The sequence below is a fragment of the Amycolatopsis sp. SB7-3 genome, assembly GCF_041021335.1.
Classification (GTDB): domain Bacteria; phylum Actinomycetota; class Actinomycetes; order Mycobacteriales; family Pseudonocardiaceae; genus Amycolatopsis; species Amycolatopsis japonica.
In genome coordinates this window covers 135,384-156,009 of record NZ_JBFPJQ010000004.1, presented here as the reverse complement: position 1 = coordinate 156,009, position 20,626 = coordinate 135,384, and the positions used below count along the sequence as shown (strand labels likewise).

Below are 20,626 nucleotides of genomic sequence, written 5' to 3'. Positions count from 1 at the left end.
TATACCGAGCGGTATACCTATGGAGTGTTCCCGCATTTCGCGCTCGGGTCAACCGATCGGTATAGTCGAGGCATGCTGACACCGGCTGGCGAGCGTGTCCTGAGCGCCGCGAGCGAGCTCTTCTACCAGGAGGGCCTGAACGCCGTGGGCGTCGCGGCCATCGCCGAGGCGGCGGGCGTCACGAAGAAGACGCTGTACGCGTCCTTCGGGTCGAAGACGGAGCTGACGATCGCGTACCTGCGACGGCGTCACGACGTTTGGTGGGCGTACCTCGAAGAGCGGCTGGCGGAGGCCGAAGTGCCCCGGGCGCTGACGGTCTTCGACGCCTACGTCGATCACCCCAAGCTGGGGAGCGACCGGGGGTGCGCGTTCCTCAACGCGGCCGCCGAACTGCCCGCCGGGCATCCCGGCCTCGACGTGATCCGCCGGCACAAGGCGGCGGTGCGCGCGAAGTTCGCCGAACTCCTCCGCGAGGACGCGCCGGGCGCCGTCGATCCCGAGCGGCTCGCGGAGCAGCTCTTCCTTCTGCTCGAAGGCGCCGTCGCGCATACCGGCATCGACGGGGACGCGCGCCGGGTCACCCTCGCGAGGGAGATCGCGGAGATACTGATGAGGGATCCACGCGAAGCCGGCACACGCTAGAAAGACCCCATGCGACTTTTCGGCCCGCTCCTGGATCGGGCGACCTACCGCAGGTGGGTCTACTTCATCCTCGGTGGCGCGCTGAGCGTGCCGTATGTGCTCTTCGCCGCCATCATGGTGCCGTCGCTGCTGCCCCTCGTCGTGACGTTGGAACGCGGGACGGTGATCGGGCTGATCACCGTCGTCGTGGTGATGATCGCGTCGTCGTTCATCCCCGCCGTCCGCGTGCTGGAAGGCGCGGCCGTGCGGGAACTGCTGGACGATCCCGTGCCGGGAGTCGTGTTCGGGCCCGCGGGGAGCTGGCCCGTCCGGCTGCGCTCGACCGCGATGTTCCTGCTGCACGTGAGCACCGGTTGCGTCATCAGCCTGGTGAGCCTCTTCGTCCCGGTCGCGTTCGGCTTCACGATCGCGGCCCCGTTCAGCGGCAAGATCGCCCTGACCGACGCGAGCGCGATCGAGGTGCCGAAAGGCTGGGCGAGCGCGTGGATCCCGGTGGCGTGCCTGGTCGGCGTCGTCGTGCTCGCCTACGTCGTGTGGGGTGCGGGCGCGGTGCTGACCCGCTGCGCCAAGAGCCTGCTGGGGATCTCGGCCGCGGAGCGGATCGCCCAGCTGGAGAAGCGCACCGAACAGCTCGCCGAACGCAACCGGCTCGCGCGCGAACTGCACGACTCGGTCGGGCACGCGCTGAGCGTCGTGACCATCCAGGCCGGCGCGGCGCGGCGCACCCTGAGGTCCGATCCGGAGTTCACCGAGCAGGCGCTCACCGCGATCGAGGATTCGGCCCGCGCCGCGCTGGACGATCTCGACCACGTGCTCGGCCTGCTGCGTGACGAGGCGTCGTCGAGGGCGCCGCAATCCGGGCTGGCGGAGCTGCCCGCGCTGGTCGAGGCCACGCGGCTGGCGGGCGCCGAGGTGTCGGCGGAGATACGCGGTGATCCGTCCGCGGTGCCGCCGGTCGTCTCCCGTGAGGCGTACCGGATCTTGCAGGAATGCCTGACGAACGCGTTGCGGCACGCCGGTAAGGTGCCGGTGGCGGTCCTCGTCGACGCCGGGGCGGAGCTGTTGCGGGTGCGGGTGTCCAATCCGCTCGGCGACGCGCCGCCGTCACGGGACGGGGGCGGCCGGGGGCTGAGGGGAATGACGGAACGGGTGGAAGTGCTCGGGGGCACGATCACCGCGGGCCGCGCGGACGGATTCTGGAAGGTCGAGGTGGCGGTGCCATGGGGGGAACGGCGATGAGCATCGGGGTGCTGCTGGTCGACGACGAACAGCTCATCCGGGCGGGGCTTCGGGCGATCGTCGCCTCGGAGCCCGACCTGGAGGTCGTCGGCGAAGCGTCCGACGGTGCCGAGGTGCCCGGCCTGGTGTCGCGGTTCCGGCCCGACGTCGTGCTGATGGACGTCCGGATGCCTTCGGTCGACGGGATCCGCGCGACCACCCATCTGATGTCCACTATGGACAATCCGCCGAAGGTGATCGTGGTGACCACCTTCGAAAACGACGACTACGTCTACGACGCCTTGCTCGCCGGGGCGAGCGGCTTCCTGCTGAAGCGGGCCCGGCCCGAGGAGATCGTCGCGGCGATCCGCACTGTGGCGGCGGGGGAGTCGCTGCTGTTCCCGGCCGCGATCCGGCGGCTGGCCGCACAGCAGGCGAACCGGGGGCCACTCGACGGTCTGGCCGGTGCCGGGCTCACCGAACGCGAGAGTGAGGTGCTGCGGCTGATGGCGGGCGGACTGTCCAATGTGGAGATCGCGGGCGAGCTGTACCTCGGCGTGCAGACGGTCAAGACGCATGTCGGGAACGTGCTCGCGAAACTCGGCGCGCGGGACCGGACGCAAGCGGTGATCAAGGCCTACGACACCGGATTCGTCACGCCGGCGGGCTGAGGCTCAGGTCAGTCGAGGGCGGCGAGGATCAGCGCGGCCATCGCGGCGGGATCCCCGTTTTCGGGGCGCAGCACCAGATCCGGGCTCTCGGGTTGCTCGTACGGAGCGTCCACCCCGGTGAACCCGCTGATCTCGCCCGCCCTCGCCTTCGCGTACATTCCCTTGGGGTCGCGGTCTTCGCAGACTTCCAGCGGCGTGTCGACGAAGATCTCGAGGAACGGCAGCCCGGCGGCCTCGTGCGTGGCGCGGGCGAGTTCGCGGTCGGCCCGGTACGGGCTGATCAAGGAGACCACCGACACCACACCGGCGTCGGCGAACAGCTTCGCGACTTCGGCGACGCGGCGGACGTTCTCGGCGCGATCGGCGGGGCTGAAGCCGAGGTTCCCGTTCAGCCCGTGTCGCAGGTTGTCGCCGTCCAGCAGGTACGCTGGCCTGCCCGACGCCACCAGCCGCCGTTCCAGTTCCACGGCCACACTCGATTTCCCGGACGCGGAAAGCCCGGTGAGCCAGACGGTGAGCCCGCGTGTCGTGCGTTCCGCCCTGGTGACCGCGGCGGTGTGCCAGACGACGTTGGACGCGGTCACGCTCGGCCCGGTGATCATGCCCGCCGCGACCGTCGCGCCGGAATGCTCGTCGACGAGCAGGAAACCTCCGGTGGAGCGGTTGCGGCGGTAGGAATCGAACAGCAGCGGCTGCCGGGCACGCAGCCGGATCCGGCCGATTTCGTTGAGGGACAACGACTTCGCCGTCTCGTCGCGGTGCAGGGTGGTGACGTCGAGCCGGTAGTCCAGGTCGCGGATCTCGGCCTTGGTCTCCCGGGTGGTGTGCCGCACGAGGTAGTTCGAGCCCGGGGTTAGGGCGCCTTGTTCCGAGAACCAGCACACCATCGCGTCGACGTCCCGGCTCGTGTGGGGACGGTTGCCGGGGCGGCAGATCAGGTCGCCGCGGCCGAGGTCGAGGTCGTCTTCGAGTTCGATCGTGACGGCCTGCGAGGCGAAGGCCTCGGAGACCGGGGTGCCGCCCGGGCCCCAGATCGCGCGCACTGTGGTGGTGAAACCGGAAGGCAGGACAGCGACCTCGTCACCGGGTTTGAACACCCCGCCGGCAACGGTGCCCGCGTAGCCGCGGAAGTCGCGGCTGTGCTCCCGGATCACGTACTGCACGGGGAATCGCGCGTCGATGAGGTTGCGATCCGAGGCCACGTGCACCTGTTCGAGGTGATGCAGCAGGGAAGTCCCTTCGTACCAAGGCATACTGGCGCCTCGATGGACGACGTTGTCGCCGTGCAGTGCCGACATTGGCACGAAGGTGAGGTCGTGCACCTGAAGTTTCATGGCGAACCGGCGGAACTCCTCGCGGATCTCTTCGAAGCGTTCCTGCGACCAGCCGACCAGGTCAATCTTGTTGACGCACAGCACCAGATGCGGGATTCCCAGCAGGCTGGCCAGGAACGCGTGCCGCCGCGACTGTTCGAGCACGCCCTTGCGGGCGTCGATCAGGATCAGCGCGAGATCCGCCGTGGACGCGCCGGTGACCATGTTGCGGGTGTACTGCACGTGTCCCGGCGTGTCGGCGATGATGAACTTCCGCCGTGGGGTGGCGAAATAGCGGTGGGCGACGTCGATCGTGATGCCTTGTTCGCGCTCGGCGCGTAAGCCGTCGGTCAGCAGCGCGAGGTTCGGGTACGCCTCGCCGCGGTCGCGGCTGGTGCGTTCGATGGCTTCGAGCTGGTCGGTGAACACCGCCTTCGAATCGAACAGCAGGCGGCCGATCAGTGTCGACTTCCCGTCGTCGACGCTGCCCGCCGTCGCGAGACGGACCAGTGAGGCGCCCATCAGAAGTAACCTTCCTTCTTCCGGTCTTCCATGCCAGCCTCGGAGATCCGGTCGTCGGCGCGGGTGGCGCCGCGTTCGGTGAGCCTGCTGACCGCCACTTCGGCGACCACCTCGCCCGGCGACGTCGCCGTCGACTCCACGCAGCCGGTGCAGGTCGCGTCGCCGACGGTGCGGAAGCGAACCGTTGCCTCGTAAGGACTTTCGCCTTCGTTCAAGGTGAGGAAGCGGGTGTGCGCGAGCAGCATGCCCTCCCGCTGGACGACCGGCCGCCGGTGCGAGTAGTAGATCGACGGCAGGTCGACGTCCTCCGCCTCGATGTACTGCCAGATGTCGAGCTCGGTCCAATTCGACAGCGGGAAGACGCGGATGTGCTCACCCTTGCGATGCCTGCCGTTGTACAGATCCCACAGCTCCGGTCGCTGATTGCGCGGATCCCACTGGCCGAACTCGTCGCGGAAGCTGAACACCCGTTCCTTCGCGCGGGCCTTCTCCTCGTCGCGCCGGGCGCCGCCGAAGACCGCGTCGAAGGAATGCTCGCGGATCCCCCGCAGGAGGGCGGCGGTCTGGAGCCGGTTGCGGCCGGCCTTCGGGTCTTCGACGACCCGGCCCGCGTCGATGTCGTCCTGGACGCTGGAGACGACGAGCCGGAGCCCGTACCTACCGACCGTGCGATCGCGGAACTCGATGACCTCGTCGAAGTTGTGCCCGGTGTCGACGTGCATCACCGGGAACGGGGGCGGCGACGGCCAGAATGCCTTGGCCGCCACATGAAGCATCACCATCGAGTCCTTGCCGCCGGAGAACAGCAGCACGGGCCGTTCGAAGGTCGCCGCGACCTCGCGGAAGATGTGCACGGCTTCGGCTTCGAGTGCTTCGAGATGGGTGAGCTCGTAGGCCGGGGACGCCATCGTGACCTCCGTCGTTCGAGATCAGAAAAGTAGAACAAGTTCTTGTGCTCGGTCAAGGGGAGGAGGACGCTGTCGGCATGGACCTGGTCGCGCTTGAAGAGATCCGCCGCCTGAAAGCCCGCTACCTCCGCTGCCTCGACCTCAAGCTGTGGGACGAGATGGCCGGGACCCTGACCGCCGATGTGCGCGCGCGATACGGAACGCCGTCGTACGGCAAACCGCTTACGTTCGAAGGCCGCGAAGCGATCGTCGAGTTCTTTCGGAACGCCGTCGGCCCCGGTGTCACCACGGTGCATTTCGCCGGGCAGCCGGAGATCGACGTCGACGGCGACACCGCGACCGGGATCTGGCTGATGCGGGACAAGGTGATCGTGCCCGAGCACCGGGTGATCATCGAGGGCGCGGCGTACTACGAGGACACCTACCGGCGGGTGGACGGCGTCTGGCTGACCGCGTCCACGCAGTACGACCGGCTGTACGAAACGATGATGTCGATGGACGACGTGCCGAGCCTGAAGCTCACCGCGAACCGGTGGTCCCCCTGACCCGCATTTAGTCCTCTAAATGCGGCAGGCCGAGGCTCGCTCGATGCCCCCAATGCCACATTGGAGACGCTCAGTGTCCCCAACGCGGCATTGGGGACACCGGATGCTGGAGGGGCTTCGTGGCTCGCATTTAGTCCTCTAAATGCGGCCGGGGGTTGGTCACGGGGGTCGCGAAGGGAACCTTTGGGACGTTGAACGTCTCGAAGGGGGCCTTCAGGGCACCGGGCGATGCGGGCAACTGCCGCATTTAGAGGACTAAATGCGCGTGGGGTGGCGGCCCCCGGATTCGGCGGTGACGGCATCGGCGGCCGCGACCAGTGCGGCGCCCCGTCGTGCGATTTCGGCGCCGGTGACCGGCTCGCCGACCGAGAGCGTGAGCACCAGTTCCTGCCGTCCCGAAGCGTCGAACGTCGGGGCGGCCAGCAGGCTCACCGCGTGCTTGCGCCGCGGCTCCAGATCGGCGCCGAGGTAGACGCGTTCGCCGAGGCTCGAGACGAGTTCCCCCACCAGGCCCCGCACTTCCGGCGGCAGGTCCTCCGCGCCGACGCCCGCCATCAGCGCGTAGAGCCGCCGCCCCGCGGAAGTCAGGCTCTCCACCAGATAGCCGTGCTCCCGGCATTCGGCGACGACGCGGCGAAGGTGTGCTTCGTCCAGTCGCACCGGCACCGCCGGAGGTTTGGCGAGCCACGCGTCGAACGCCGCGTCGGAGTCCCACAGCACGTACATCAGGCCGACCGGCGGCGCGAACGGATACGTCTCGCCCAGTTTGACGCGGCCCGGCCCGGCGCTCTGCAGCATCAGGATCCGGTCGCCGACCACGGCCGACGCCGTGCACGTCGCGCCGTAGCGCCTGCTCAAGTCCTCCAGATGCCGTCGCGCGACCTCGCTCGCGCCGAAGCCTTCGCTCGCGACGCGGCCAGCGGCGACCATCGCGGGCCCGAGCCGGTAGGTGACCGGCTGGGGGTCGCGGACCAGGTAGCCACCAGCCGTCAGCTCGGTGACGATGCCGAGGCAGGTCGGTTTCGCCAGGTCGAGCTCACGGGCGAGCTCCGAAAGCCCGAAGCGCCGGCCGGGGTGCGCGGTGAAGAAGTCGAGCAGCCTCACGACTCGCTCGGTGGGCGGGGAATGCCGGGCCATTGACCCATCCTTAGAACGCGTTCTAGTCTGACGATGCGAGGAACGTACCAAGTCGGTACATATTTGTACCAGTATGAGGAGTCGCCGGTGCTCACTCAACCGTTGGCGGACGCGATCGCCGAAGCCGAGAAGGTCATCGCGGAGGCGCCGCACATCCGCACCGAACAGGACCTGGTCGAGGGGTACGACTACCTCGCCGGCAGCATCCGCGCCTCCCTGCAGATGGCGTGGGCCTACGAACGCGACTACCCGTTCTTCACCCAGTCCACCGGGCCGTACACGAAGATGGGCTTGGACAACCCGGACACGCTGTACTTCAACGCGAACATCCGCGAGGACCGCGAGTACGTCGTCACCGGGACGCGGGGGAGCACGGCCGACGTCAGTTTCCAGGTCCTCAACGGCGACTACTCACCCGTCGAGGTGCCGGACAGCCTCGCCGCCTTCGACGACCGCGAGATCGAGATCGCCGACGACGGCTCGTTCGAACTCCGCTTCGGTCCGGCGAAACCCGACCCCGGCCCCAACTATTTCGTCCTCGGCCCGGGTTCGTCGATGCTCGTGGTGCGCGAGGTCTACAGCGACTGGGCCACCGAACGCCGCGGCACGATCCAGATCCAGTGCGCCGACACCGCGGGTGGTGCGCCCGCTCCGCTCACCCGCGACGGGCTGGCCAAGCGGTACGGCGTCACCGGCAAGATCCTGCTGAGCAGACTGCGTACGTTCCTCGCCTTCCCGAAGTGGTTCTACCTGAACCTGCCGGTGAACACGATGACCGAGCCGCGTCCCACACCGGGCGGGCTGACCACGCAGTACTCGTCGGCCGGGCACTACGAACTCGGCGACGAAGAGGTCATGATCGTGACGGTGCCGCGTTCGGACGCGCCCTATCAGGGCATCCAGCTCGGCAGCGTCTGGTACCTCTCGCTCGACTACATCAACCATCAGACGAGCCTCACCGCCGACCAGGCGCGGGTCGATCCGGACGGCAAGATCCGTTTCGTGATCAGCGAACGCGACCCGGGCCTGGCCAACTGGCTCGAACGCACCGGGCACGACCGCGGGTACGTCCAGATCCGCTGGCAGCGCCTCTCCCGTGCGCTGAGCGAAGCCGACGGTCCCGAGGTCGAGGTGGTGAAGTTCGGCGAACTCGCCGACCGGTTGCCGTTCTACGACGAAGCGCGGGTGACCCCGCGAGAATGGGCGGACCGGATCTCGGCCCGTCAGACCGCCGTCGCGGCGAGGATGCTGGGATGACGGATCTCTTGCGGGACAAGGTGGTCGTGGTCTCCGGCGTCGGGCCGGGACTCGGCCGGTCCATCGCCATCCGCTGTGCCGCGGCGGGCGCCGACGTCGTCCTCGCCGCCCGCACCGAATCAAGGCTTGCCGAGGTCGCGAAGGAGGTCGACGCGCTGGGCCGCCGCGCGGTCACCGTGCCCACCGACATCACCGACGACGCTTCGGCCGCGAATCTCTCCGAGTCCGCCTTGAAGGCATTCGGCCGGGTGGATGCCTTGGTGAACAACGCTTTCGCCATCCCGCCGATCATGGATCTGGCCGACGTCGACCTGGCCGACGTGCGGGCGGGGTTCGAGACCAACGTGCTCGCCGCGCTGCGGCTCACGCGGCTGTTCACGCCTTCGCTCGCGGAGAGCGGCGGCTCGGTGGTGATGATCAATTCGGCCGTACTGCGGCATTCCCGGCGGACGTTCGGTGCGTACAAGATGGCGAAGGCGAGCCTGCTCGCGCTCGCGCAAAGTCTCGCCTCGGAACTCGGACCGCAGGGGATCCGGGTCAATTCGGTCGCGCCCGGTTACATCTGGGCGGACTCGCTGAAATGGTATTTCGCTTATCTGGCCAAGGAACGCGGCGTACCGCCGGAGCAAGTGTACGCCGAGACGGCGGAGACGATCGACCTGCGCCGCCTGCCGGAGCCGGACGAGATCGCCGACACCGTCGTGTTCCTCGCCTCGTCGCTCGCCCGGTGCGTCACCGGCCAGTGTCTCGACGTCAACGCCGGTGAATATCACCATTGAAGGGAAGAACATGCTGCCAGGGCGGGAAAACGTCGGCACCGTGGAAGATCTGCACGCGTCGGCGGCGAAGCTCACCGGGTTGGACGACTTCGGTGGCGAAGACCATCTCGAAGGTCTCCGCGTGCTGCTGGACTCGTACGCCGGCGAGGCGGGTTTGACCCCGTACGGCAACAAGATCCATCGTGCGTTCCTGCGCGGTGCCCTGGTGGCGAGGTCGCTGAGCGAGGCGTCTTGGAAGCAGAACCCGGAGTACGCCGAGGTTCCCATCGAGCGGCCCATCTTCGTCACCGGGCTGCCGCGCACCGGGACCACGGCGCTGCATCGGCTGCTCACCGAGGATCCGGCGCACCAAGGGCTGGAGGTCTGGCTGACCGAAGTACCGCAACCGCGCCCGCCACGGGAGACGTGGGCGGAAAACCCGGTCTTCCAAGGGATCCAGGCGGGCTACGAGAAGCATCACGTCGAGCATCCCGAGTTCATGGGGCTGCACCACATGTCCGCCGATCAGGTCGAGGAATGCTGGCAGCTGCTGCGGCAGTCCCTGAAATCGGTGTCCTACGAATGCCTCGCGCACGTGCCGTCGTACTCGCGCTGGCTGGACGGGCAGAGCTGGACCGACGCCTATCGCAGGCACCGGCGCAACCTGCAGCTCATCGGCCTGCCCGACGCCGGGCGCCGCTGGGTGCTCAAGAACCCGAGCCATCTTTTCGCGCTCGACGCGCTGCTGGAGGTGTACCCGGACGCGCTGATCGTCCAGACCCATCGCGCGCCGAGCACCATCGTCGCGTCCGTGTGCAGCCTGAATGAACAGGCTTCGGAGGGCTGGTCAGACGTCTTCCGCGGCGACGTGATCGGCCGGAGCCAGCTGGATCTCTGGGCGCGGGGTGCGGAAAAGTCTTTGCAGGCACGGAAACGGCATGATCCCGCGCAGTTCTGCGATGTGCGGTACGAGGATTTCGTCGCCGACCCGATCGGCACGGTCGAGGGCGTGTACCGGCATTTCGGCCTCCCGCTGAGCGATGCCGCGCGGGACGCGATGACCGTCGTGCACGCCGAAAGCCGCTCCGGGGAAAGGAAACCCGTGCACCGGTACGACCTCGCGGACTTCGGGCTCACCGCCGGCGAGGTCGACGAACGCTTCTCGGCCTACCGAGCCGCCTACGACCTCTGACCCGCCGCATTTCGTCCTCTGAATGCGGTACTTGCACGCGCAAGGAACGCATTCAGAGGACGAAATGCGGAAGGGGTCAGAAGCCGGCGACGCGTTGCGAGGGCAGGCCGCGCGTCGTGATCCCGCGCAGCACCTCGACCCGGTCCGAACCCGGTCGCCCGAGCACCCAGCTCGACCCGGGCACCTCCTTGGCCTGCTTCTTCAACGGTGCCAGCAGCCGGGAAGCGTCCTTGTAGGACCGGATGGCGCCGTTCCCGCACACCAGGGTCGCCAGCGAGACCGTCACCGGGAGCCCGTCGGCCGACCACGGCGTGTCCAGCAGCGCGGTGGCGACCGTGCCGATCTCGTCGACGTCGCAGGCGATCAGGAAATCGTCCCCGCCCACGTGGCTGACGCGCATCCGGCGCAGCCGGGCCTCCAGATCGGTGAGCGTCCGGCCGAGCGTGCGGATCAGGTCGTCGCCCGCGGCGAATCCGGCGGTGTCGTTGACCGTCTTGAACGAATCGACGTCCAGCCAGGCCGCGACGAACGGCTCCCGCGCGTTGATCCGGCGGTCGACGTCCCTCGCGACCGCGTCGCTGCCCGGTAGACGGGTCAGCGGGCTCAGCGAAACCGCCTCCTCGACCTTCGCCTCCGCGACTCCGCGGACGACCTCGTTCACCAGCACCACACCGACGCACCGGCCGCGGTCGTCGACCACGACGACGTCGTCCCCGGTGCGGCCCCAGTCCGCGTCGGTGACCAGTTCGAGGAATTCGAGCGCGCTCGCGTCGGCGTGGATCGTGTGCGGCCGGTCGGCGAGCCGCGACGCCGGCCGTTTGGCGTGCAGGGCGTGGCCGTACAACCCGGTGACCGCGACCAGGAACCGGGTCCGGTCGATCGACCACTGTGGACGGTGGCGGTCGTCGATGCCGACGATGCCGCTCGGGCCGTCGGCGGCGGCCAGCACCTCGCGTACGTCGTCGCAGGTCGCGTCTTCCGGCAGCGTCGTCGCGGGCCGGAGGAAGTCGCCGACGCGGCGGGCGCGGGCGGTGCCGGGGATGAACGGGCCCGGCGCGTCCGGCGCGGGAAGCGGCGCGTGGTCGCCGTCCGGCGGGGCGAGCAGGTTGCCCTGCGCGATCCGCACCCCGAGCCGCCGGGCGGATTCCAGCTGCTCCGTGGTCTCCAGCCCGGTCGCGACCAGGCGGTTGTCGGTGCGCGACGCGAAATGCAGCACCGCTTCGACCACCGCGACGGCGGCCGGGTCGTGCGGCAGCCCCCGCAGCACACTGCGGTCCAGTTTCACCAGGTCGACGGGTGCCGAAGCGAGCAGCGTCAGCGGGAGGTCGCCGCGGCCGAGGCCGTCGAGCGCGAGCCGGAAACCGAGTTCGGTGAGCCGCCGCATACCGGTCAGCAGCAGATCGGCGGGGATCTGCGTGAACGGCGGCCCGATCTCCAGCACCACGTCCCTGGTCCGGCGGCCCGCCAGGCTGAGCGCGTCGGTCAGCGGGTCGAACTGCGACGGCGGGGCGGCCACCGTCCGCGCGGACAGGTTCAGGTGCAGGGGGAGGGCGGCCTGCGGTTCGCGCAGCTGCCGGACGGCCTCGGCGGCCAGCCCGACGTCGACCTCGGCCAGCCTGCCGTTGCGCCGGGCGTCGGCGAGCAACTCGTGGGCGGTCCCACGGCCCGGCCGCGCCAAGGCTTCGAACGCGACGACGCCACCGGTGTGCAGGCTGTACAACGGCTGGTAAGCGAAGCGGACAGCGATCTGCAACGTCACAAGCGAATGTTCGCGGGTGACGGCGCGAAACAAAACACGTGTCAACTGATGTTCATCGCGAAGGCACCTGGGTTACCTAGAACGGCGTAACGCACGCCACCCGATCAGGTGTTTTCTTACTTGCCACGGTGACAATCGGAAAAGTGTCGACATTGCTTCAGTCGTACCCGAAACATCTTCGCGACCGCTCGTGAAAGCGCGCTGGAGCTCCGTGGGCAACGTGAAGAACAGGTCGAAGAACACCGGGACCAGATCGGGCGGCATCCCGCACAACGCGCGCAATCCATGCCGTCGCAATCCGTGCACGGTGCGTGCCGAGGACGGCCACAGCGCTCGATGCGCGGCCGACGCCACCGCGGCGGGACCTCGATCCCAAACCCGGACGACGGCGTCCGCGACCGGCTCCGCGAGCCGCACCGACGTCGCGACGCTGTATCCGGTCGCCGGATGCACCAGCGCCCCGGCGGCCCCGACCGGCACCGTCCGCCCACGCCGGGGCGCGGGCAGGTCGAGCACGATCCGCACGCGTTCCTCACGCCCGTGGGACCTCAGCCCGACGGCCCGGAGCCGGGCGCGCAACCGCGCCGCCAGGACATCCAGAGGCAGCCCTGGTTTGCGGGCGAGCGAGGTCTCCTCGACCAGGACGGTGCCGTCGCCGAGCGGCAGTACATAGAGGAATCCGGACTCCGTGTCCCGCCAGTCCATGAAGACGGCGGTGTCCGGGCGGTCGACCAGGCGCAGCGCGTCCTCGGCGGGGAGGACGACGCCGAACGCCGTCTGCTCGTACCGGTTCCCCCGCGGCCGGGCGCCGGTGGCGTCCACGTACAGACCTGTCGCGAGGACCCGGCCGTCCTCCAGGCGCACCGAGGAGCCCAGCCGTCCGTGGTCCACGCCGGACACCGTCCCGGCGACGACGTCGTAGCCCTCGTCCAGCCACCGGCGCAGGCCGTCGTTGTCCACCACCAGGTAGCGGCGGTCGAGGACGTGCGGTCCGGTCCCGAAGGCGAGCGTGGCCGACGGCGCGCACGCGACGGCGCTGGCCGGCAGCGCGGGCAGCTCGTCGGCCCACAGCCCGTAGGTCGCCCGCCAGCGCCTGCCCGGCGCCGGGTCGATCAGGACCGTCGCCAGGCCGCGCCGGGCGACGGCACGCGCGAGCGCCCGGCCCGCCGGGCCGCCGCCTGCGATCACCACGTCCGCCACCTTCGTATCTCATCACGCCGCCTCGACGGATACGGTGTTGCGCATGGAACAGACGGACCCGAGGACGTGGCGGCGCGATCCGGCGAGCGAGAGCGCCGGGTTCACCGACCTCGCCACGAGCCCGTTCCGGATCGACCGGGACCGGATCGCCGCGTCGCCCTTCTTCGCGCGGCTCGGCGGCGTGACGCAGGTGGTCAGCGCCGGCGGTTCCGGGCTCCTGCACAACCGTCTCACCCACAGCCTCAAGGTCGCACAGGTCGCCCGCGCGATCGCCGAGCGGATCAATTCCGCCAGCGATTCGGCCGAGCTCGCCGCGAAGCTGGGCGGTTGCGACCCGGACGTCGCCGAGGCCGCCTCGCTCGCGCACGATCTGGGGCATCCGCCGTTCGGGCATCTCGGCGAGCAGACCCTGGACCGGATCGCCCGGCACCGGTTCGGCCTCGCCGACGGTTTCGAAGGCAACGCGCAATCGTTCCGGATCATCACCACGACCGACGTGCGCGGCCCGTCCGCCTCCGGTCTGGACCTCACCACGGCGGTACGCGCCGCGGTGCTGAAATACCCGTGGGCGCGGTTGCACGTACCCGACCCGCATCCGACGTCGATGGACGTCCAGCCACGCGGCGCGGCCGAACCGGCCGACGCCCCCGGCACCGGCGCGAGCAAGTTCTCCGCCTACAGCACCGAACTCGACGACTTCACCCAGGCGCGGGCCCCGTTCGCCGGCCGGATCGAGGCTTGGCAGCAGACCGTCGAAGCGTCCGTGATGGACACCGCCGACGACATCGCGTACGCCATCCACGATCTCCAGGACTTCCACCGGATCGGTGTCCTGCAGCACGCCCCGGTCGCCGCCGAGTTCACCGGCTGGGCCGACCACGCGGCGGAACTGGCCGCGCTGGACGACGCGACCTTGACCGCCGAACGGCGGCTGCCCGGCCGTTCGCTGGAACGGCTGCGCCGCCGGATGCACGCCAAGGACGGGTGGATCGTCGACGACGACGCCTTCACCAGCGCCGTCGCCCGTGTGCGCGACGAACTCGTCGACGGTTTGCTCGCCACCGGGTTCGACGGTTCCATCGAGGCCGAACAGGCCACCGCCGCCTTCTCCGCGAAATGGACCGCGCGGCTCGTCGACGGCGTCCAGGTGGTGGCGTCGCCCTCCACCCGGACAGGGCATCTCACGCTGCGTCCCGCGCAATGGCACGAGGTGCAGGTGCTGAAATTCGTGCACCGGCGGTTCGTCCTGCTGCGCCCGGAACTCGCTCTGCACCAACGCGGACAGGCGAGCCTGGTGACCACCTTGGTCGACGCGCTGGACGCGTGGCTGCTCGATCGCGACGAGTTCTACCGTCTCCCGCGGCGGCTGCACGATCTGGTGGAACTGGCGCAGTCCGAGTTCTCCGCGTTGGCGCGGACGTCGCCGGAACTGCTCATCGGAGCGACCGGGGAACCGGTCACCGGCGCGGACGCCGTCCGGGGCCTGGCGCGGGGGAGGGCGGTCGTCGACTTCGTGGCGTCGCTGACGGACAAACAGGCGGTGACCCTTTTGGACGGCTTGTCTGGCCGTGCTTCGCAGCCTTGGTCGGACTCGTTCGTCCTGTAACGACACGATTACCCTGAACGGCCCACGACCTGCGGCCGAATCCGGAAATTATCCATCCGACGTCACCCGAACGGCTCCTGCCGCCGGTGCGCGCCCGGTACTTAGCTTGATCCAGCCGGTGATCGCCGGCGTCGGTCAGCGTGAGTCGGGGCACGCGCCTAGGAATCGGAGGCGCACGTGCGTCCAACCCGTTCTAGTAGGAGAAGAAGAACGATCCTGACCGCGGGCACCGCGGCCCTCGTTACCGCGCTCGGCCTGGTGAGCCCGCCCGTCGCGATGGCGGAGACCACGCAGTCGCCGGACGCGTTCTCGGAGAACACCGTCCGGCAGATCGAGGCACTGCAGTCGATCAAGAAGAGCCAGAACGCCGGCGAGTCCAAAGTGGACAGCCGACTGCTCGTCGAACAGAAACTCCGCGCGCAGCGGATGTCGGCCTCCGCGGTTCCCGCACTGGGGTCTGGGGCGAATGTCTCCGCGGCCGGCACCGTACTCGTGGACATCCGGGGCCAGGTCTCGGAAGAACTCCTCAAGGGACTGCGTGAATCCGGTGCGGGGATCCGCGCGGTCTCCGAGCGGTACGGCAGTGTCCGCGCCGAGCTTCCGCTGAACGCGGTGCCGTCGATCGCGGCCCGCGCCGACGTCAAGAAGGTCGAGACCGCCAACGAGGCGTTCACGGCCCGCCAGCTCGCCGAGCCCGCCACCGCGGGCAAGCGGGAAAGCAAGGAGGAGAAGGCCGCCCGGATCGCGGACGAGCTGAAGAAGGCCGTCGAGGCCAAGGGGCAGGTCGGTATCGCGGCCGGGCCGACGAACAGCGAAGGCGACCGCGCGCACAACGCCGACACCGCCCGCCAGCAGTTCGGCGTCACCGGCGTCGGCACCAAGATCTGCGCGCTGTCCGACGGCATCGACTCGCTCGCGACCTCGCAGGCACGCGGCGAACTCCCGGCGGGCGTCGACGTGATCCCCGGCCAGGAAGGCGACGGTGACGAGGGCACCGCGATGCTCGAGATCATCCACGATCTCGCGCCGAACGCGGCACTCGGTTTCGCCAGCGCGTTCAACTCCGACGCCAGTTTCGCCGACAACATCCGCAAGCTGCGCTTCGACGCGCACTGCGACGTCATCGTCGACGATGTCCTGTATTTCAAGGAATCCCCGTTCCAGGACTGGATCATCGCCCAGGCGGTGAACGACGTGACCGCGAACGGCGCGCTGTACTTCTCCTCGGCCGGTAACGAGGGCAACGTCGCCGACGGCACTTCGGGCCACTGGGAAGGCGACTTCGTCGACTCCGGCAAGAGCATCGGCAAATACGCCGGGACCGCGCACAACTTCGCCGGTGCCGCGGGCAACCAGATCTTCCAGCCGATCTCGAGCGCTTCGGGCCGGGTGCCGGTCACGTTGTTCTGGTCGGACCCGCTGGGCCGCTCGAACAACGACTACGACCTGTACCTGCTGAACGCGGCGGGCAACGTCGTCGACTTCAGCCAGGACGTCCAGACCGGCACCCAGGACGCCTACGAACGGGTGGACACCACGGGTGTCGCCGGGCTGCGGCTGGCCATCGTCAAGTTCTCCGGTGAGGGCCGCTACCTTTCGCTGTCCGCGCTGCGCGGCCGGTTCACCGATTCGGCCGACGGTCTCAAGGCCTACACCAAACCCGGCGTGACCGTGGGCCACTCGGCCGCGCGGGACGCGTTCAGTGTCGCGGCGGCCCCCGCCGCCAAGGCGTTCCCCCGTGCCCTCGAGCCGGGCGACCCGGCCAACCCGGCGGGCCCGTTCCCGGCGGCGTTCGGCCCGGGTTCGAAGGTGGAACGGTTCACTTCGGATGGTCCGCGGCGGGTGTTCTACCAGGCCGACGGCACCCCGATCACTCCCGGCAACGTGTCCGGGACCGGTGGTGAGGTCCGGAACAAGCCGGACATCACCGCGGCCGACGGCGTCTCCACCAGCGTCACCGGTTTCACCACGTTCTACGGCACGTCGGCCGCCGCGCCGCACGCCGCCGCGATCGCGGGCCTGGTGCTCTCGGGCAACCCGGGGCTGCCCCCGGCCGAGGTGCGCGAGGCGCTGATCAACACCGCCGTCGACATCCTGGCCCCCGGCCGCGACAACTCCAGCGGCGCGGGCGTCATCCTCGCCGACAAGGTGCTCGCCTACACCGGCGCCAGCCCGCAGCCGCTCGCGTCCGCGGGCCAGCCGACGGTCACCCCGGCCGACGGCGGATCCGCGCTCGACCCGGGCGACACCGCCAAGGTCACCCTGCCGGTGACCAACCGCGGCGACGGCACCGCGACGTCCACCAGCGTCGTGCTCTCCAGCCCGACCCCCGGTGTCACGGTGGCGCCGCGGTCGAAGTCCTACGGCACGATCAGCCCCGGGCAGACCGGCGTGAACGACTTCACCATCACCGTTCCCGCCACGCAGGAACTCGGGGTGCCGGTGGTGCTGAACGCGCGCGTGACCTTCGCGGGTTCGTACTCGCCGACGACGTCCACCTTCTCGCTGCCGGTCGGCACCCCGTCGCCGGTGACGCAGAACTTCGCCTACGCCGGTGACGCGGTGGCGATCCCGGACAGCGATCCGACCGGCGTGACCGTCCCGATCACGGTGAGCGGTGTCGGGCGGGCGTCGAAGCTGACGTTCTCGGTGGACGGCGCGACCTGCAACACCGACCAGACCTCGGCGACCGTGGGCATCAACCACTCGTACGTCGGTGACCTGGTCGGCACGCTGACGTCGCCCGCGGGCGCGAAGGCGACCGTGTTCCAGCGCAGCGGCGGCTCGGGCAACAACCTGTGCCAGGTCGTCTTCGCCGACAACGCGGCCGCCGCGTTCAGCTCGGTGAGCGCGGCGAACGCGCCGTTCACCGGCACCTACAAGCCGGCGCAGGCGCTCGGCGGCCTGGCCGGTGCGGCGGCCGACGGCACGTGGAAGTTCACCGCGGTCGACGTCGCCGGTGGCGACACCGGTTCGATCCGCTCGATCTCCTTGCACATCAACGGTTTCGTGCAGCCCGGCGTGGCCGAGCGGCCCGCGGGTGTCGGGAAGTCGGTGGGGAAGGGGCCGGTGAAGCCGGTCTAGTCCTCCGGTCATGCGAGTCACGCCTTCGCGCCCGCGTGCTTGAAGGCGTGACTCGCGTGCTTGAGCGCGACACTCGCGTGATTGGAGCCGTAACTCGCGTGATTGAAGGCGTGACTCGTGAGTTTCGCCTTCAATCACGTGAGTTCCGCTTTCCCGCACGCGAGTTCCGTGCCTGAGCACGCGAGTGCGGGGTTGCCGATCCGGTCGGGCCCCGTACGTTGGACCCATGGCGAGGGAGCGGCAGGTGGCGGGCGGGGGCCGGGCGGTCGAGGTCGCCCCGGATCGGCTCGAAGGCTGGTACGCGCGCTTCGCCGTCCGCAACGAAGGCGTCCGCTCGACGGAACTGAAGCCGGACGCCGTCACGGTCGTCGCGGAGAACGGCGTCGTCGCCGTCGCGACCGTCCCTTTCGGACCGTTGAAGGCGGAAGGAACGGTGACGGGACTGGCCGTCGGTCCGCTCGTCGAGCACGCGCTGATCTCGCGGAGGATCGCCCTCCTGCTGGTGCGCCGCGGCGGGCACAGCGTCGGGATCGCGCGCGGGGGAGTGGTCGTCCAGTCCAGGACGGACCGTCATCTCGTCCAGGGCCGGTCCGCGGCGGGCGGGTGGTCGCAGCAGCGGTTCGCGCGGCGTCGGGAAGGGCAAGTCCGCACAGCGCTACGGGCCGCCTCCGAAGACGCCTTCGAGGTGCTCGTCCCTCAACTGTCCGAAGTGGACGCTGTCGTCCTCGGCGGTGACCGCCGCGCCTTGGAAACCCTGCGCGAGGACCGGCGGTTGGCGCCGTTGTTCGAGCGTGCCGAACCCCGCGTTCTCGACATCCCGGAACCACGCCGCACGGTGCTCGAAGACGCGGCGGAACGGGCAGTAGCGGTCGAAATCACCCTCGCCGGGCCGTGACGTCGGGCACGGTCGGATAAAACCGTTCGACACCGGCCCGTACACTGATCGCGTGGACATCCTCTTGGAGTAGCTCCTCGCCGGCCCGTCGGCCGGCGAGTCGAAGCTGTCCGCTCATCCACCCCTTGTACCGGGAGTTCCCGTGATCACGGCCTCTGGCCTGCAGCTGCGCGCTGGTTCGCGCATCCTGCTCGACGACACCAACGTCCGCATCCAGCAGGGCGACCGCATCGGCCTGGTCGGCCGCAACGGCGCCGGCAAGACCACCTCGCTCAAGGTCCTGGCGGGGGAGGGCGAGCCGTACGCGGGCGAAGTCCGCCGCAGCGGCGAGCTCGGCTACCTCCCGCAGGACCCGCGTGAGGGCGACCTGTCCGTCACCGCGAAGGACCGTGTGCTCTCCGCTCGCGGCCTCGACTCCTTGCTGCGCAACATGGAAAAAGCGCAGAACGCGATGTCGGAGCTGGTGGACGAGAAGGAACGCGACAAGGCGGTCAACCGCTACAGCCGTCTCGAAGAGCGCTTCGCCTCTCTCGGTGGGTACGCCGCCGAGAGCGAGGCCGCGCGGATCTGTTCCAACCTCGGCCTCGCCGACCGGGTGCTCGCGCAGACGCTGCAGACGCTCTCGGGTGGTCAGCGCCGCCGCGTGGAGCTGGCCCGGATCCTGTTCGCCGCCGCCGAAGCGGGCGCCGGCGGCAAATCCGAGACCATCCTGCTGCTCGACGAGCCCACCAACCACCTCGACGCCGACTCCATCAACTGGCTTCGCGGCTTCCTGAAGCAGCACGACGGCGGTCTCGTGGTCATCAGCCACGACGTCGAACTGCTCGCGGACGTGGTCAACAAGGTCTGGTTCCTCGACGCGACCCGCGGCGAGCTCGACCTCTACAACATGGGCTGGCAGCGCTATCTCGACGCGCGCGCCACCGACGAGAAGCGCCGCCGCCGCGAGCGCGCGAACGCCGAGAAGAAGGCGTCCGCGCTGCAGCAGCAGGCCGCCAAACTGGGTGCCAAGGCGACGAAGGCCGTGGCCGCCAAGAACATGGCCCGCCGCGCCGAGCAGATGCTGTCCGCGCTCGACGAGACCCGGCAGGCCGACAAGGTCGCCCGGATCAAGTTCCCCGAGCCCGCCCCGTGCGGCCGGACCCCGCTCACCGCGGAGGGGCTCTCGAAGTCCTACGGTTCGCTCGAGATCTTCACCGGCGTCGACCTCGCCATCGACCGTGGGTCGAAGGTCGTCGTGCTCGGATTGAACGGTGCCGGAAAGACGACTCTGCTCCGGCTGCTCGGCGGAATGGAAACTCCGGATACCGGCGAGACCATTCCAGGTCACGGATTGCGTTTGGGCTATTACGCACAGGAACACGAAACGCTCGACCACGATGCGTCCGTGTGGGAAAATATCCGTCACCTCGCGCCGGACACCGGCGCGCAGGAGTTGCGGAACCTTCTCGGCTCGTTCCTGTTCACCGGCGAGCAGCTCGATCAGCCCGCCGGCACGCTCTCCGGCGGTGAGAAGACGCGGCTCGCGCTCGCCGGTCTGGTGTCCAGCGCTGCCAACGTTTTGCTGCTCGACGAGCCGACGAACAACCTGGACCCGGCCAGCCGTGCCCAGGTCCTGGACGCTTTGCGCAGCTTCGCCGGAGCGGTGGTCCTGGTGACGCACGACCCGGGCGCGGTCGAGGCGCTGGAGCCGGAACGCGTGATCCTCCTGCCGGACGGAACCGAGGACCATTGGTCGGCGGATTATCTGGAACTTGTCCAGCTTGCGTGAGGCCTGCGTCCGTTCGGGTGCTTGATCGATGCCATCCGGCCACTGAAATGGCCCAATGTGATCGCGGTTTCAGCAGTTTTGCGCTCGTCGTCTGGCATTCCGGCGCTCAGTGTTCGATCATTGCGGCGACAGGGGCCGTTATGTGGCC

The 20,626-nt window shown here is 69.3% G+C and carries 16 protein-coding genes; 11 read left to right on the top strand and 5 right to left on the bottom strand.

Annotation, left to right across the window (positions count from 1 at the left end; translation table 11 throughout):
• Nucleotides 1–72: 72 nt before the first annotated feature.
• The 3 genes from AB8M46_RS28260 to AB8M46_RS28250 are packed head-to-tail and all read left to right on the top strand — an operon-like array spanning nt 73 to nt 2,531.
• Nucleotides 73–642: a TetR/AcrR family transcriptional regulator gene (locus AB8M46_RS28260; RefSeq protein ID WP_394362230.1), complete on the top strand. Its 570-nt coding sequence runs from the start codon at nt 73–75 to the stop codon at nt 640–642.
• A 9-nt stretch (nt 643–651) separates the two neighbouring features.
• Nucleotides 652–1,881, top strand: coding sequence for a sensor histidine kinase (locus AB8M46_RS28255; protein WP_394362229.1), 1,230 nt, complete (start codon nt 652–654; stop codon nt 1,879–1,881).
• The gene (locus AB8M46_RS28250) at nt 1,878–2,531 is read left to right on the top strand and encodes a response regulator (RefSeq protein ID WP_394362228.1); all 654 of its coding nucleotides are present in this window, start codon (nt 1,878–1,880) and stop codon (nt 2,529–2,531) included. The genes AB8M46_RS28255 and AB8M46_RS28250 overlap by 4 nt, the downstream gene beginning before the upstream one ends.
• Before the next feature lie 8 nt (nt 2,532–2,539).
• Here the strand turns inward: AB8M46_RS28250 and cysC are convergent, their stop codons facing one another.
• The gene (gene cysC, locus AB8M46_RS28245) at nt 2,540–4,366 is read right to left on the bottom strand and encodes an adenylyl-sulfate kinase (protein WP_394362227.1); all 1,827 of its coding nucleotides are present in this window, start codon (nt 4,364–4,366) and stop codon (nt 2,540–2,542) included.
• A complete protein-coding gene (gene cysD, locus AB8M46_RS28240; protein ID WP_394362226.1) occupies nt 4,366–5,274 on the bottom strand; it encodes a sulfate adenylyltransferase subunit CysD in 909 nt (302 codons plus the stop codon). The genes cysC and cysD overlap by 1 nt, the downstream gene beginning before the upstream one ends.
• 77 nt (nt 5,275–5,351) lie before the next feature.
• Here cysD and AB8M46_RS28235 point away from each other — a divergent pair, with 77 nt between their 5' ends.
• Nucleotides 5,352–5,819 (top strand): nuclear transport factor 2 family protein, encoded by a 468-nt coding sequence (locus tag AB8M46_RS28235; RefSeq protein ID WP_394362225.1) that lies wholly within the window; start codon nt 5,352–5,354, stop codon nt 5,817–5,819.
• Nucleotides 5,820–6,074: 255 nt separating this feature from the next.
• On the opposite strand, the gene AB8M46_RS28230 is transcribed toward AB8M46_RS28235, so the two are convergent.
• Nucleotides 6,075–6,956 carry a helix-turn-helix domain-containing protein gene (locus tag AB8M46_RS28230; protein WP_350598027.1) on the bottom strand — a complete coding sequence of 294 codons (882 nt, stop codon included), beginning with the start codon at nt 6,954–6,956 and terminating at the stop codon, nt 6,075–6,077.
• 87 nt (nt 6,957–7,043) lie between these two features.
• Between AB8M46_RS28230 and AB8M46_RS28225 the strand changes: the two genes are divergently transcribed.
• From AB8M46_RS28225 to AB8M46_RS28215, 3 genes are read left to right on the top strand one after another with little or no spacing between them, the layout of a single operon-like run.
• Nucleotides 7,044–8,213, top strand: a complete 1,170-nt coding sequence (locus AB8M46_RS28225) for a DUF1214 domain-containing protein (RefSeq protein WP_037344059.1) — start codon at nt 7,044–7,046, stop codon at nt 8,211–8,213.
• The gene (locus AB8M46_RS28220) at nt 8,210–8,992 is read left to right on the top strand and encodes an SDR family oxidoreductase (RefSeq protein WP_394362224.1); all 783 of its coding nucleotides are present in this window, start codon (nt 8,210–8,212) and stop codon (nt 8,990–8,992) included. Before AB8M46_RS28225 ends, AB8M46_RS28220 begins: the two co-directional genes overlap by 4 nt.
• A gap of 10 nt (nt 8,993–9,002) precedes the next feature.
• A complete protein-coding gene (locus AB8M46_RS28215; RefSeq protein ID WP_394362223.1) occupies nt 9,003–10,163 on the top strand; it encodes a sulfotransferase family protein in 1,161 nt (386 codons plus the stop codon).
• Nucleotides 10,164–10,239: 76 nt separating this feature from the next.
• Here the strand turns inward: AB8M46_RS28215 and AB8M46_RS28210 are convergent, their stop codons facing one another.
• Together AB8M46_RS28210 and AB8M46_RS28205 are read right to left on the bottom strand one after the other, a co-directional pair.
• Nucleotides 10,240–11,922, bottom strand: coding sequence for a GGDEF domain-containing protein (locus tag AB8M46_RS28210; RefSeq protein WP_037344064.1), 1,683 nt, complete (start codon nt 11,920–11,922; stop codon nt 10,240–10,242).
• A 72-nt stretch (nt 11,923–11,994) separates the two neighbouring features.
• Entirely contained in the window at nt 11,995–13,122 is a 1,128-nt protein-coding gene (locus AB8M46_RS28205; protein WP_394362222.1) for a lycopene cyclase family protein, read from the bottom strand.
• Nucleotides 13,123–13,165: 43 nt separating this feature from the next.
• Here AB8M46_RS28205 and AB8M46_RS28200 point away from each other — a divergent pair, with 43 nt between their 5' ends.
• The 4 genes from AB8M46_RS28200 to AB8M46_RS28185 all read left to right on the top strand — a co-directional run bounded on the left by AB8M46_RS28200 (nt 13,166) and on the right by AB8M46_RS28185 (nt 20,478).
• Nucleotides 13,166–14,728: a deoxyguanosinetriphosphate triphosphohydrolase family protein gene (locus AB8M46_RS28200; RefSeq protein WP_394362221.1), complete on the top strand. Its 1,563-nt coding sequence runs from the start codon at nt 13,166–13,168 to the stop codon at nt 14,726–14,728.
• Nucleotides 14,729–14,941: 213 nt separating this feature from the next.
• On the top strand, nt 14,942–17,812 hold the full coding sequence (locus tag AB8M46_RS28195) for a S8 family serine peptidase (RefSeq protein WP_394362425.1): 2,871 nt from the start codon (nt 14,942–14,944) through the stop codon (nt 17,810–17,812).
• Between the two features lie 226 nt (nt 17,813–18,038).
• On the top strand, nt 18,039–18,707 hold the full coding sequence (locus AB8M46_RS28190) for an acVLRF1 family peptidyl-tRNA hydrolase (protein ID WP_394362220.1): 669 nt from the start codon (nt 18,039–18,041) through the stop codon (nt 18,705–18,707).
• 142 nt (nt 18,708–18,849) lie between these two features.
• Entirely contained in the window at nt 18,850–20,478 is a 1,629-nt protein-coding gene (locus AB8M46_RS28185) for an ABC-F family ATP-binding cassette domain-containing protein (RefSeq protein WP_038515461.1), read from the top strand.
• Nucleotides 20,479–20,626: the final 148 nt, after the last annotated feature.